Raw genomic sequence first — 13,234 nt, forward strand, 5'->3', positions numbered from 1 at the left:
TCGAAAACAGAATGCAAGGGGGCGGATTATCCGATGATCCCCGCCCATTTCAGTCCCGCCATCAGGTCGTCGGCTACGAAATGTGCAAATCGGCGCGACGATGGGATGGCGTCCGGCACTTGAACCACCGTCAAACCTGCGGCGAACGCGGCTTGCGCACCGGTCTCCGAATCTTCGAATGCAAGCGCACGGCCGGGCGCAACTCCCAGCTGTTGCGCGGCCAACAAATAAGGCTCGGGCGCGGGCTTTGCGTTTTCCACGTGGGCGACGGTCACAACCACATCGAAATGGGAGTGCAGCCCGGTCGCGGTCATCTTGAGTTCCGCCTCACCCTGTTGGGACGAGGTGCAGATCGCTTTGGGCAGGCCCGCCGCATCGACCGCCGCCAGCGCGTCCAAGAGGCCCGGCTTATGAGGGATGCCGTCTGTCGCATACAGCTCTCCGACAATCTCGGCCCAGCGTCGTTCGATCTGCGCCATGTCCACATCGTCATACCGGGCACGGATGATGGCGCCACCGGTTTGCTTGTCGCGGCCGACAAGTTGGTGGAACAGGTCTTCTTCCAGATCAATGCCTTGCTCAGCAAAGGCCCGACGTCCAGCTTGCCAGCCCAGAGCCTCTGTGTCGATCAGCGTCCCGTCGAGATCAAAAATAACCGCGTCAAACTTCATCGCGCTCTCCTGACAACCAAAAGGGCGACCCGCGAAGGCCGCCCCTCTTTCGGGTTATCGCTATCAGCTTAGAGAGCGATGCGGAAGAGCGTGAAGCCTTCGTCGCCTTCGCCCGCCTCAGTGATGTCCAAGGCTGCGATGTCGCTTAGATGCGCTTTGGCTTTGGGGCCGGTTTCGAACAACACTGTTGTGTCCGGCACCGGTGCAAAGGACCAGTTGTTGTCAGCAGTTGGATTGATGGTTCCTTGCTCGACGATATAGCGGACAAGGATATCGCGGTTGGTGTCCGGCCCTTCAAAGATGATCGTATCGCCCTTGGCTCCGGGGAAGTCACCACCGCCGCTGGCGCGGTAGTTGTTGGTGGCGACGATAAATTCCTGATCAGGATCAACAGGCGCGCCGTCGTATGAGAGATTCACGATGCGGTTCGCCTCTGGATTCAGGTCTTCGCCCTTTGGCCCGAACTTCGAGGGCTGGGTTAGGTCGATCTGATAGGTTACCCCGTCGATGACGTCGAAGTTGTAGCTGGGGAAGTCGGGGTCCAGCAGGGTCTGGTCCTGTTCACCTTCGGTGATCTGGTTGAACATACCAGCAGAGCGTTCCAGCCAGTCTTTCAGCTGCGCTCCAGAGATTTTCACGGCCCGAATCGTGTTGGGGTAGAGATACAAGTCCGCTACATTCTTGATCGCCACATCGCCGACTGGCACGTCGGTGTAGTAGTCAGGACCACCGCGGCCGCCCGCCTTGAACGGCGCCGCAGCCGAGAGCAAGGGCAGCTCCGCGTACTCGGTGTCTGCGAGCATCTGTTCAATGTACCACATCTGCGCATTCGACACGATTTGGACGGACGGATCGTCGGCAACCAAAGCGAAATAGCTGTAAAGCGGCGCGCTGGTCTTGCCCACGGCGCGGCGCACATAGTCCAGCGTTTCGTTATGCTCTTGGCGGACAGACGCGAGCACGGCGTCGTCGCTTTCGACCAGCGGGGTGATGCTGCGGTCGTCGCCGCGTTCGTAGATCGGACGCACGGTGGCAGAGTGGGTTACAATGCGCCATTCGCCGCCTTCGCGTTCCAGCATCAGGTCAATCAGGCCCATATGGCTGCCCCAGAACCCGCCCATGACGGCGGGCTTGCCGTGGATTGTGCCAGCCTCGGCGTCCACACCGGCGAAATCAGCGTAGGTCGGGCTGGGGAATACGAGGTGACTGTGGCCGGTCATCAGCGCGTCAATGCCGTCGATTTCGGCCAACGGGACCGAGGCGTTCTCCATCCCATCAGTTCGCTGGGCTGATCCGATGCCCGAGTGGGACAGTGCAATCACAATATCCGCGCCCTGTTCTTTCATCTCGGGGACATAGGCTTCGGCGGTTTCTAAAATGTCGCGAGCTTCGACATTGCCGACCAGATGCTTCGAATCCCAGTTCATGATCTGCGGCGGGACGAAGCCGATCAGGCCGATCTTGATCTGATGCGTCTGGCCTGCACCGTCGGTGATGGTCCGGTCCAGCAGCACGTATGGCTTCACTAGTGTTTCGTCCTGAGTCGGGGTGGCACCTAATTTCGTCGCCACATTGGCCGAGACGACAGGAAAACTGGCACCGGCCAGTGATTTCATCAGGAAGCTGAGGCCGTAATTGAATTCGTGGTTACCCAAGGTCGAGGCATCGAATCCCAGCGTGTTCATCGCTGTGATGACGGGGTGCATGTCCCCATCTTTCATGCCCCGTTCGTAGGCGATGTAATCGCCCATAGGGTTGCCTTGTAGAAAATCCCCATTGTCGACGAGCAAGCTGTTAGTCGCCTCGGAACGGATGTCTTTTATGTAAGAGGCCGTGCGGGCGAGGCCTACCGTATCAATGGGCCTGTCCGCGTAGTAATCATAGGGAAACACATGCACGTGCAGATCCGTTGTTTCCATGATCCGTAGGTGCGCCTGATTGGTAGCGGCGCCTGCGGAAAAGGGGTGTAGAACGATCATCGTCCCGCCCGCTGCAGTACTTGCCAGAAAGTTGCGACGTGTAATTCTGTATTTCGAAACGACCATTTCATCATACTCCCATCCATTCCCGGTATTCAGGTAGAGTGCAACTATGACGCGTGCATAACGATAAGCATTTCTGCAGAGAGGCCGTTGCTGCGCGTGCATCCGCGTGGCATGAAGCTGGAAGATTAAGATAGGAACCGGCAATGCGCGACGCAGAGACAGTAACATTCGGAGGCTCTGATCTAAACCGCGCGGCTCATTTGCGAAGCAATGCCAGTGCCCTAGCAGATTTGCGCCGTGACCCCACCGGAACGCACATCGTTCTGTGGCAAGGCAAGCCATTGGTGCAGGGCGAGGAAATGGATGATTTGGTCCGTTTGCCGCACGACCATCCGCTTCTTTCAGAATGCGAGCCTGATGTCCTATTTCTGGGCATGGAAGAGGGTGGACCGGTCTTTGGTCACTGGCTCAAGGACTGGTGGCCCGAAGGTTTGGATGGCTCTGAACTGGGGGGCTTTGTCGATACGACGCAGCAAACCCACCCGACGTTGAAGCCCGATCAGGTCTTTGCCGAGTTACGAATGATCATGACTCATCTGAGCCCGCGCGATGCCGAATTGGCCGCGATATTGCGGGCGATGGTTGAATGGCACCGCCGTCACGGCTTCTGCGCCTGCTGTGGGCAGAAAACCGAAACCGGACAGGGTGGATGGCAGCGCGGCTGTGACGGATGCAAGTCCCAGCATTTTCCGCGGACCGACCCCGTTGTGATCATGCTGATTACCCATGGCAACTCGGTGCTGCTGGGCCGTTCACCGGGCTGGCCCGAGGGAATGTACTCTCTGCTCGCTGGGTTTGTGGAGCCGGGCGAAACGCTAGAGGCTGCGGTGCGACGCGAGGTCGTGGAAGAGGCGGGGATTAAAGTCGGGCGTGTGGAATATCTGGCGAGTCAGCCTTGGGCCTTTCCAGCCAGCCTCATGACTGGTTTCCGCGGCGAGGCGCTGACCGAAGAGATCAAGATCGATCCGGCAGAATTGGAAGACGCGGTTTGGTTCAGCCGCGAAGAGGTTGCCAAAGCCTTTATCGGTCAGCACCCGACCCTGAAGCCTGCCCGCAAAGGAGCGATTGCCCAGTTCCTGTTACAGAAGTGGCTTTCTGACCAGTTAGATTGAAAGATAGATTGAGTTTCTTTGAAATTACGGAATTGATGGAAGCATGAAGTTCAGCACACGAGAAGACATCGATTTGCCCCTCGACAAGGTATTCGAGGAGGTCAGCGACCTCGATCAATTCGAGCGTGCGGCCCTGCGCCGTGGGGTCAAGATCCGTCGTCTCGATAACCATGCAGATGCCCGTGCGGGTATGCAGTGGGAAATGGATTTTGTGCTGCGGGGCAAGGAGCGTCATCTGGACGCGCAGATGATCAGCTACGATCCCCCTAACGGCATGATGTTCGAAGGAAAATCTGGCGGCATGCTACACCATCTCACCGTTGACCTCACGCCCCTGTCAAAGAAGCGGACGCGGCTACAATTGGAGTTGGAACTCAAGCCGCGCAGTCTGCCAGCACGTCTGTTGATCCAGTCGTTCAAGCTGGGGAAGCAGAAGCTGAACAAGAGGTTCAAGCAGCGGGTGACTGACTTTGCTCGCGAGATGGAGAAATCGGCCGCGCGCTAAGGCGCGGCTTTGCAGTCAGCTCTCGCGGCGGGGCGATGCGGGGTAGACCCCCAGAATTTTCAGATGATCGGTGAAGTAGCTCAGCTCTTCGAGCGCGAGACGTACGTTGTCGTCTTCTGGATGACCCTCGATATCCGCATAGAACTGGGTCGCGGTGAAGTGGCCACCGACCATGTAGCTTTCCAGCTTGGTCATGTTGACGCCGTTGGTCGCAAATCCGCCCATCGCTTTGTAGAGCGCGGCGGGGATGTTGCGAACGCGGAAAACAAAGGTGGTCATCATCTTGCCCGACCCGCGGCGGGTCAGGTCGATCGCGGGACGCATCAGCAGGAAGCGCGTGGTGTTGGTGCCCTCGTCTTCAATGTCCTTGGCCAAAACATCTAGACCGTAGATCTCACCAGCAAGCTCGCTCGCCAGCGCTGCCTGTTCGGGGTCATTGCGCTCGGCGATCTCGCGGGCAGACCCCGCAGTGTCGGCGCCGGTGATACGCTGAATACCGTGTTCTGTCAGGAATGACCGGCATTGACCCAGCAGCATCGAGTGGGACATCGCGGATTTCACCTGCGACAACTGGGTGCCCTTGATTCCGAGCAAGGTGATTCGGACACGCACGAACGCTTCGTCGACAATATGCAGGCCGGATTCGGGCAGAAGGTAGTGAATATCGGCGACTCGGCCGTAGGTCGAATTTTCGACGGGCAGCATGGCGAGGTCAGCTTCGCCCGATTTTACGGCAGTGATGGCGTCTTCAAACGTTGCGCAGGGCATTACTTCATCATTTGGGCGCGCTTCGCGGCATGCCTGATGCGAATAAGCGCCAAGTTCCCCCTGGAAAGCGATACGTTTTGCCATGTTTTTCGTCCATTTCTGCCAAATCGGGCGTTTGGTCGCGGTAACTACACCTTGCGTCCATTGGGGGGAAGCGCATATGAAGCCGCAACAGCTAACGAAGTGAGACGCGAGCCATGCTTGATACGATGACCTTCACCAAGGTTCTGGGCGGATTTTGTGGCGCCTTTCTGATTTTCCTTCTCGGCAAGTGGGTTGCTGAAGAAGTTTACGCGATGGGCGGAGGCCACGGTGACGAGCACGCACAGGGCTATGTCATCGAAGTCGCGGATGCAGGCGGTGCAGCAGAGGAAGAAGAAGGCCCTGACTTTGCAACCCTGCTTGCCAGCGCAGATGCGGGCAAAGGCGAACGCGTCTTCAAGAAATGCGCTGCATGCCACAAAGTTGACGGCGAAGATGCAACCGGCCCGCACCTGAACGGTGTTGTAGACCGTGCCATTGGTAGCGTCGCTGGCTTCAACTACTCTGGCTCGCTGAGCGCGGTCGGTGATGTTTGGAGCGCCGAGAACCTGAACGTATTCTTGGAAAACCCCAAGGGCGCAGCGCCCGGCACATCGATGGGCTTTGCTGGCCTGCGCAAGGTTGAGGATCGTGCTGACCTCGTCGCTTACCTGCAGAGCATCAGCAACTAAGGTTTATCCTGAATTTGAAATTCAAAAAGGGCTGTCCACTCGGGCAGCCCTTTTTCGTTTTAAGCTGTTGTTCACGCTCGCTCACGCATCCTCGACTTGCACCTTTGTCGCTTCACGCTTTAGCGTTGCGAACTATATGATCGTGACAGCGACATTTCAGGAGGTTTTTATGCGCCAACCCCATCGTCCCCGTCAGGCCGCCGCCCGCAGCGCCGCGCGCCCTGATCCGCGTCCGCAGATGCGTCAGATGCTATGGGGAGGGTTGGTTGGTCTGGCCGTGCTGGCCGGTGCCTCTATGGTCAAGGCTCAAGAGACCGAAGGCGACACGATCAAGACCTACGGCTACTCGTTCTTTGGCGAGCTGAATTACCCGCAGGATTTCGAACATCTGGATTATGTGAACCCCGACGCACCGCGCGGCGGCGAGATGGCAATTTCCGCAGACGGCACGTTTGACAGCATGAATCCCTATTCGCGCAAGGGGCGGGCGGCGTCGCTGTCGTCTATCCCTTTCGAATCGCTGTTGATCGGGGTGTCCGACGCAGAAGAGGTCTACTATGGCCTACTTGCCGAGAGCCTCGAGTATCCCGAAGACAAATCGTGGGTGATCTTCAATATGCGCCCCGAAGCGAAGTTTTCGGATGGCAGCCCCGTGACCGCTCATGACGTGGTGTTCAGCCACAACCTGATGATGGAGCAGTCCCTGCAAAGCTACCGCGAAGCCGTGGGTAAGCGCGTGTTGGGGGCTGAAGTCATTGATGACTACACCGTGAAATTCACCTTTGCCCCAGACATCCCGCGCCGATCGCTGATTGATCAGGTTGGTGGTCAGCCGGTTTTTTCGAAAAAATGGTACGAGGAAACGGGCGCACGTTTGGATGAAAGCCGCATGGAAACCGGGCTTGGGTCTGGTCCCTACATGCTAGAAAGCTACGACATCAACCGCCGCGTCGTGTACAAGCGCCGCGATGATTACTGGGGCGATGACCTGCCGATCAATCAGGGCCGTAACAACTTCGACCGAATTCGTGTCGAATACTTTGCCGACTCCAACGCCGCGATGGAGGGGTTCAAGGCAGGCGCTTACACCTTCCGCCAAGAGAACAGTTCGCGGTCTTGGGCCACGGCCTATGATTTTCCGAATCTAAATGATGGCTACGTCGTCAAAGAGGAGTTGCCCAACGGCAACGTGCCCGCAGCGGCTGGTTTCGTCTTTAATCTGGACAAAGAAAAGCTGCAGGATATCCGCGTCCGCGAGGCGATCGGGCTGGCCTACAATTTCGAATGGACCAACAAGCAGGTGCAATTCGGCCTATTCCAGCAGCGCACCTCGTTCTGGGAAAATAGCCCTGTTGCCGCCAAGGGTTTGCCCGAAGGCAACGAGCTCGAGTTGCTCGAAAAATACGCTGACCTCCTGCCCGATGGTATCCAAACATCCGAGCCGGTCATGCCCCATACCTCGGGCGACAGCCAGCTGGATCGTCGCAACCTGCGCAAGGCGTCACGCTTGCTAGAAGATGCTGGATGGGTTGCTGGAGATGACGGGATGCGCAGCAAAGATGGTCAGGTCCTTAGCCTTGAGATCATTGAAGACAGCCCAACCTTTGACCGCATTGTGCTGCCCTTCATCGAAAATCTGAAAGCTCTGGGTATCGACGCAACCTACAATCGCATCGATCCGGCGCAGTTCACCAATCGCCGTCGCGATCGCGACTACGACATGATTTACACCGCTTATGGCATGTACGAGCATCCCTCGACCGGTCTGATGCAGCAGTTCGGCTCGGCTGATGCGGCTTACAGCCTGTTCAACCCCGCGGGCCTCGCCGATCCGGGTGTGGACGCACTGATCGACGAGATTGTTGCGGCCACCACGCTGGACGAGATTGAACCCGCCACTCGCGCGTTGGACCGTGTCTTCCGCGCGAAGCGGTTCCTGATCCCGACGTGGTACAACGATGTCTACTGGGTCGCCTATTACGACATGTATGGCCACCCAGAAGAGCTGCCTCGTTTTGATCTGGGGTATCTGGATTTCTGGTGGTACGACGCTGAAAAAGCAGAAAAACTCAAAGACGCAGGCGTGCTGCGCTAAGGACGACGTTAGGGGACTTGCCGTATGGGCGCCTATATTCTGAGGCGATTGCTTCTCGTGATCCCGACACTCATCGGGATCATGATCATCAACTTCGCACTGGTGCAGTTCGTCCCGGGCGGTCCGGTTGAGCAGGCCATCGCGCGCTTCCAAGGCGAAGGCGACGTGTTCGAAGGTATCGCGGGCGGTGGCAACGATGCCAATGTCGGCGGTGACACGGACAGTGGCTACCTCGGTGCGCGCGGCTTGCCGCCAGAGTTCATTGCCCGTCTAGAGGTCGAGTACGGGTTCGCCCGCATCGTTTGTGAAGATGGCTTCGAAGGCACGCCCTCCATCGAGGCCGAGGAGTGCACCAAAGAGAATATCCCGATCATTGAGCGCTTTGGCATCATGATGTGGAATTACATGCACCTTGATTTCGGAGAGAGCTTTTTCCGAGACTCGCCCGTCTTTGCGATCGTGCTGGAGAAGATGCCGGTGTCGATCTCACTTGGGCTGTGGTCGACTTTGATCGCCTACATCGTGTCGATCCCGCTGGGTATCGCCAAGGCGGTGCGCGATGGCACCAGTTTCGACGTCTGGACCAGCAGCGCCATTATCGTGGGCTATGCGATCCCCGGTTTCTTGTTCGCGATCCTGCTGATCGTTTTGTTCGCGGGCGGCTCCTACTGGCAAATCTTCCCCTTGCGCGGTCTGACCAGCGACAATTGGGATAGCCTGAGTCTGGGGGGCAAGATCATCGACTACTTCTGGCACATCGCTCTACCAGTGCTGGCGAGCACGATTTCGGCCTTCGCAACGCTGACATTGCTGACCAAGAATAGCTTCCTCGATGAGATTAAGAAGCAGTACGTCATGACCGCCCGCGCCAAAGGCCTGTCAGAGAAGGCAGTGCTCTATGGTCACGTCTTCCGAAACGCGATGCTGATCGTGATCGCGGGCTTCCCCGCAGTGTTTATCGGCGTGTTCTTCGGCGGTAGCCTGATTATCGAAACGCTGTTTTCGCTGGATGGCTTGGGCCGTTTGGGGTTCGAAGCAGCGGTAGCGCGCGACTATCCAGTCATCTTTGGCACGCTTTTCGTGTTTGGCTTGATCGGTCTGGTCGTCGGCATCCTGTCGGACCTGATGTACGTGGTCGTGGACCCAAGGATTGACTTCGAACGGAGGGAAGGCTGATGGCTCTGTCTCCTCTGAACCAGCGCCGTTGGCGGAACTTCCGCGCGAACGGGCGCGCGTTCTGGTCGCTAATCCTGTTTTGCGTTCTGTTCGGGCTGTCGCTCTTTGCCGAGTTTCTGGCGAACGACAAACCGATCCTCGTGAGCTACCGCGGTGAATTCTATACGCCGGTCTTTAACTTCTACCCAGAGACAGCCTTTGGTGGCGACTTTAAAACCGAAGCCATCTACCGCGATGTCGAGGTAAAATGCCTCATCGCGACGGGTGGGTCCGAGTTCTGCTGGGATGACCCCGAAGGCTACATGGAAGAGGCGCAGACAAACGGCACCGTCGAAGGTGAGCCCGTCGAGACCGGCTGGATGCTCTGGCCGCCAATCCCTTACAGCTATGACACGCCGAATGACATTGGACGCGCGGCCCCCAGCCCGCCCGATAGTGATCACTGGCTTGGCACTGATGACACGACTCGCGATGTTTTGGCACGCGTGATCTATGGCTTCCGTCTGTCGATTATCTTTACCCTGATCGTCACCACGTGTGCGTCTATCATCGGGATCATCGCGGGGGCGCTTCAGGGCTTCTTTGGCGGATGGCTTGACCTGATCTTCCAGCGCGTGATCGAGATTTGGGGTGCGACCCCGTCTTTGTACATCATCATCATCATGTTCGCGATCTTGGGGCGCAGTTTCTGGCTCCTTGTGTTGCTTACGGTGCTGTTCAGTTGGACCTCGCTTGTGGGCGTTGTTCGGGCCGAATTCCTGCGGGCGCGCAATCTGGAATACGTTCGCGCGGCCAAGGCGCTGGGGGTCAGCAACTGGACCATCATGTTCCGCCACATGCTTCCGAACGCGATGGTCGCGACGTTGACCATGATGCCCTTCATTATTACTGGCACAATCAGCACGCTGGCGGGTCTGGATTTTCTGGGCTTTGGTCTGCCGTCGTCCGCGCCGTCGTTGGGCGAGCTGACGTTGCAAGCCAAACAGAACCTTCACGCGCCTTGGCTGGGCTTCACCGCCTTCTTCACTTTTGCGATCATGCTGTCGCTGCTGGTCTTTATCTTCGAAGGCATACGCGATGCCTTTGACCCGAGGAAAACCTTCAAATGACGAATGTTCTCGAGGTCGATAACCTCAAAGTAAGTTTCCGACAGGACGGTCAATCAGTTCAGGCAGTCAAAGGTGTGTCCTTTGCAGTGGCCAAGGGCGAAACTGTCGCGCTGGTGGGCGAGTCCGGTTCTGGCAAATCAGTGACCGCGCTGTCGACGGTGCAGCTGCTTGGAGACGCGGCAGAGGTTTCGGGTGCAGTCCGGTATCAGGGGCAGGACATGGTCACGGCGTCGGATGCGCAATTGCGCAAGGTCCGCGGCAACGACATCAGTTTCATCTTCCAAGAGCCGATGACCTCTTTGAACCCGCTGCACACGCTGGAAAAACAGCTTGGGGAAAGTCTGGCCCTGCACCAAGGGATTGCAGGCAATCAGGCGCGGGATCGGATCATTGACCTTCTGGACCGCGTGGGCATTCGTGACCCTGAAAAGCGGCTCGGCTCTTATCCGCATCAGCTCTCAGGGGGGCAGCGGCAGCGTGTTATGATCGCGATGGCCCTGGCTAACAAGCCGGAGCTGCTGATCGCAGACGAGCCGACCACGGCGCTTGACGTCACCATTCAGGCGCAAATTTTGGAATTGCTGGCAGAATTGAAGCGGGCAGAAGGCCTGAGCCTGCTGTTCATCACCCACGATCTGGGTATCGTGCGCCGGATTGCCGATCGCGTCTGCGTAATGAAGGATGGGCAAATCGTGGAAACTGGCCCTACAGCCGAGATTTTCGCCAATCCGCAACACCCCTACACCCAGAAGCTTCTGGCGGCAGAGCCCACCGGCACAGCCTTGCCCCTAGCGCCCGATGCGCCCGAGGTTTTGCGGACAGAAGGGCTCAGAGTTTGGTTTCCGATCCAGCAGGGGTTGCTGAAACGAACTGTCGGCCACGTGAAGGCTGTCAATGATGCCACCCTGTCCCTGCATGCCGGAGAGACCTTGGGCATTGTGGGCGAGTCCGGGTCGGGCAAGACCACGGCCGCACTGGCGATCATGCGCTTGATCGAAAGCCAAGGCGGGATCTGGCTACATGGCCAAGATGTGCGAAAGTACAAAACCAAAGAGTTGCGCAAACTGCGCCGTGACATGCAGATCGTGTTTCAGGATCCGTATGGTAGCCTCAGCCCGCGTATGACCTGCGAGCAGGTGATCAGCGAAGGGCTTGGTGTGCACGGAGTTGATCCGGGCAAGAACCCGCGTGATCTGGTGGCAGAGATGATGTCTGAGGTCGGGCTGAACCCTGACTTCATGCACCGCTATCCCCACGAGTTCTCGGGCGGCCAGCGTCAGCGGATTGCGATTGCTCGGGCTATGATTCTGCGGCCCAAGCTACTGGTACTGGACGAGCCGACGTCTGCCTTGGACATGACGGTGCAGGTACAGATCGTCGATATCCTGCGGAACCTGCAACAGAAGTACGGGCTGGCCTATCTGTTTATCAGTCACGATCTACGGGTTGTGCGCGCGCTGTCGCACAAAGTGATGGTCATGCGGAATGGTGATGTGATCGAGGCAGGTGCCGCCGAAGACGTTTTCACCAACCCGCAGACCCCCTATACGCGCGATCTTCTGGCGGCGGCGTTTTCCGAAGCTGTTTGAAGCTGGCAGCTGAGCCAGTCTCTTTTAGCTTTCTAGCGGCGGGATCACTTTGCCCGCGTTCAGGATGCCTGCCGGATCAATCGCATTCTTGATTGCCAGCATGGTGGCCAACGCTGCAATGGGCTTGTGGCGTGCCATGCTGTTTAGTTTTGACAGGCCTACACCGTGTTCTGCTGAGAACGAGCCACCAAGTTCACGGACCTCTGCTTCGACCATAGCCATGATCGCGTCCTTCAAATCGGGCGACGTCGGACGCACGGTGTAATGGATATTCCCGTCTCCCAAGTGCGCGACCGTCATGTCCGTCGCGCCGGCGTCGACCTTTGGCAGGGCCACGGCCATGCGATCGAAAAATGTGGGGATCTCGTCGAGGGGTAAAGCAATGTCGTTAATGATCGCAGCGCGCGGCCCATGGAGCGAAAGTTCGGCGGCGCTTTCGCGGATTTTCCAGAAGGCGGCACGTTGCGTGTCGTTCGACGCGATCACTGCGTCAGTGACGAGCCCATCCTCCATCAGCGTGGCGAGGCTGGCTTCGAACGTGTCTTGTAGAATTGGAACGCCCTCAGGGCTGAGCGCTGCATCGCGCGGCGCGGTGGAGGCAAGTTCGACCAGAATGTTCACGGGATAAGTCGCGTCAAAGGGCGCGCGTTCGGTTGGGTGCAGGTCGGTATAAGCCGCCATGTAGTTTGCGGGCATGAATTCAAACGCCTCTACTGCGTCCGAACTCGCCTCTTGCAGTCGGTTCAGGGTTGTCAGGGCGTCAGCCAGCGAAGCGCAGGCCAGAAACCCGGTCGTCCGGACGCGCGGCGTCGGGTAGAGCTTGAGAGTGGCGGCAGTGATGATCCCAAGTGTGCCCTCGGCCCCGATGAGTAGATGTTTCAGCGCGTAGCCTGTATTGTCTTTGCGCAGCGCGGACATCAGATCCAGAACGGTGCCGTCGGGCAGGACAGCCTCTATCCCAAGGCACAGATCCCGCGTGTTCCCGTATTTCAGGACATTCGAGCCGCCCGCGTTTGTGGACAGGATCCCGCCAATGGTCGCTGATCCTTGGGCGCCAAAGGTCATGGGGAACTGCAGGCCCTGTTCAGCCGCAGCTTCGCGAAGAGTTTGCAAGATGGTGCCAGCCTGCGCCACTGCCACGCGGGTCACAGGGTCGATCTTGCGGATATGAGTCATGCGGTCGACCGAGAGGACCAGCGCATCCGGCGCGTGTGTGCCGCCAACCAACCCGCTTAGACCACCGGCGGGAACCACGGGGACTCCATGGGCGTGCGCGAGCTGCATGATCCGCGACACCTCTTCTGTCGAGCTGGGTCGGATCACAGCCATGGGATCGCCTGTCCACGCGCCTGTCCAGTCCTTGACCCATGGTGCGCAATCCGCGCCGGTCAAAAGGAGAGTCTGCGGCAGGGCTTCGGCAAGGCTGGCGAGAAAATTCATTAAAAATTCCA

11 protein-coding genes are annotated in these 13,234 nt (G+C 58.1%); 7 read left to right on the top strand and 4 right to left on the bottom strand.

All coding sequences use genetic code 11. From position 1 onward, the window contains the following. Nucleotides 1-26 precede the first annotated feature (26 nt). Both N4A58_RS06765 and N4A58_RS06770 read right to left on the bottom strand, forming a co-directional pair. On the bottom strand, nucleotides 27-671 hold the full coding sequence (locus tag N4A58_RS06765) for an HAD family phosphatase (RefSeq protein WP_293708488.1): 645 nt from the start codon (nucleotides 669-671) through the stop codon (nucleotides 27-29). Between the two features lie 68 nt (nucleotides 672-739). Beyond that, on the bottom strand, nucleotides 740-2,716 hold the full coding sequence (locus tag N4A58_RS06770; RefSeq protein WP_293708489.1) for a bifunctional 2',3'-cyclic-nucleotide 2'-phosphodiesterase/3'-nucleotidase: 1,977 nt from the start codon (nucleotides 2,714-2,716) through the stop codon (nucleotides 740-742). A 143-nt stretch (nucleotides 2,717-2,859) separates the two neighbouring features. On the opposite strand from N4A58_RS06770, the gene nudC reads away from it, so the two are divergent. Together nudC and N4A58_RS06780 are read left to right on the top strand one after the other, a co-directional pair. Further along, nucleotides 2,860-3,828, top strand: a complete 969-nt coding sequence (gene nudC, locus N4A58_RS06775) for an NAD(+) diphosphatase (protein WP_293708490.1) — start codon at nucleotides 2,860-2,862, stop codon at nucleotides 3,826-3,828. A gap of 43 nt (nucleotides 3,829-3,871) precedes the next feature. After that, nucleotides 3,872-4,333, top strand: coding sequence for an SRPBCC family protein (locus N4A58_RS06780; RefSeq protein WP_072709810.1), 462 nt, complete (start codon nucleotides 3,872-3,874; stop codon nucleotides 4,331-4,333). Nucleotides 4,334-4,348: 15 nt separating this feature from the next. On the opposite strand, the gene N4A58_RS06785 is transcribed toward N4A58_RS06780, so the two are convergent. Next, nucleotides 4,349-5,185, bottom strand: coding sequence for a prephenate dehydratase (locus N4A58_RS06785; RefSeq protein WP_293708491.1), 837 nt, complete (start codon nucleotides 5,183-5,185; stop codon nucleotides 4,349-4,351). A 113-nt stretch (nucleotides 5,186-5,298) separates the two neighbouring features. Here N4A58_RS06785 and N4A58_RS06790 point away from each other — a divergent pair, with 113 nt between their 5' ends. From N4A58_RS06790 to N4A58_RS06810, 5 genes are all read left to right on the top strand, one after another. Continuing rightward, on the top strand, nucleotides 5,299-5,814 hold the full coding sequence (locus N4A58_RS06790; protein ID WP_293708492.1) for a cytochrome c family protein: 516 nt from the start codon (nucleotides 5,299-5,301) through the stop codon (nucleotides 5,812-5,814). 169 nt (nucleotides 5,815-5,983) lie between these two features. Beyond that, nucleotides 5,984-7,909, top strand: coding sequence for an extracellular solute-binding protein (locus N4A58_RS06795; RefSeq protein ID WP_293708493.1), 1,926 nt, complete (start codon nucleotides 5,984-5,986; stop codon nucleotides 7,907-7,909). Between the two features lie 24 nt (nucleotides 7,910-7,933). Then, a complete protein-coding gene (locus N4A58_RS06800) occupies nucleotides 7,934-9,085 on the top strand; it encodes a microcin C ABC transporter permease YejB (protein ID WP_072709817.1) in 1,152 nt (383 codons plus the stop codon). After that, a complete protein-coding gene (locus N4A58_RS06805) occupies nucleotides 9,085-10,194 on the top strand; it encodes an ABC transporter permease (protein ID WP_293708494.1) in 1,110 nt (369 codons plus the stop codon). The genes N4A58_RS06800 and N4A58_RS06805 overlap by 1 nt, the downstream gene beginning before the upstream one ends. Continuing rightward, complete coding sequence (locus tag N4A58_RS06810; protein ID WP_293708495.1) at nucleotides 10,191-11,783, top strand: ABC transporter ATP-binding protein; 1,593 nt, start codon at nucleotides 10,191-10,193, stop codon at nucleotides 11,781-11,783. Before N4A58_RS06805 ends, N4A58_RS06810 begins: the two co-directional genes overlap by 4 nt. A 24-nt stretch (nucleotides 11,784-11,807) precedes the next feature. Here N4A58_RS06810 and N4A58_RS06815 read toward each other — a convergent pair whose 3' ends face one another. Further along, a complete protein-coding gene (locus N4A58_RS06815; protein ID WP_293708496.1) occupies nucleotides 11,808-13,223 on the bottom strand; it encodes an FAD-binding oxidoreductase in 1,416 nt (471 codons plus the stop codon). Between the last annotated feature and the right edge of the window lie 11 nt (nucleotides 13,224-13,234).

This window comes from Donghicola sp. (genome assembly GCF_025210255.1).
GTDB classification, from domain to species: domain Bacteria; phylum Pseudomonadota; class Alphaproteobacteria; order Rhodobacterales; family Rhodobacteraceae; genus Donghicola; species Donghicola eburneus.

Coding starts and splice junctions, on each gene's coding strand:
- N4A58_RS06770 (WP_293708489.1), bottom strand. CDS start 2,716: ATGGTCGTTTCGAAATACAGAATTACACGTCGCAACTTTCTGGCAAGT.
- N4A58_RS06810 (WP_293708495.1), top strand. CDS start 10,191: ATGACGAATGTTCTCGAGGTCGATAACCTCAAAGTAAGTTTCCGACAG.
- N4A58_RS06800 (WP_072709817.1), top strand. CDS start 7,934: ATGGGCGCCTATATTCTGAGGCGATTGCTTCTCGTGATCCCGACACTC.
- N4A58_RS06765 (WP_293708488.1), bottom strand. CDS start 671: ATGAAGTTTGACGCGGTTATTTTTGATCTCGACGGGACGCTGATCGAC.
- N4A58_RS06805 (WP_293708494.1), top strand. CDS start 9,085: ATGGCTCTGTCTCCTCTGAACCAGCGCCGTTGGCGGAACTTCCGCGCG.
- N4A58_RS06815 (WP_293708496.1), bottom strand. CDS start 13,223: ATGAATTTTCTCGCCAGCCTTGCCGAAGCCCTGCCGCAGACTCTCCTT.
- N4A58_RS06795 (WP_293708493.1), top strand. CDS start 5,984: ATGCGCCAACCCCATCGTCCCCGTCAGGCCGCCGCCCGCAGCGCCGCG.
- N4A58_RS06785 (WP_293708491.1), bottom strand. CDS start 5,185: ATGGCAAAACGTATCGCTTTCCAGGGGGAACTTGGCGCTTATTCGCAT.
- N4A58_RS06790 (WP_293708492.1), top strand. CDS start 5,299: ATGCTTGATACGATGACCTTCACCAAGGTTCTGGGCGGATTTTGTGGC.
- nudC (WP_293708490.1), top strand. CDS start 2,860: ATGCGCGACGCAGAGACAGTAACATTCGGAGGCTCTGATCTAAACCGC.
- N4A58_RS06780 (WP_072709810.1), top strand. CDS start 3,872: ATGAAGTTCAGCACACGAGAAGACATCGATTTGCCCCTCGACAAGGTA.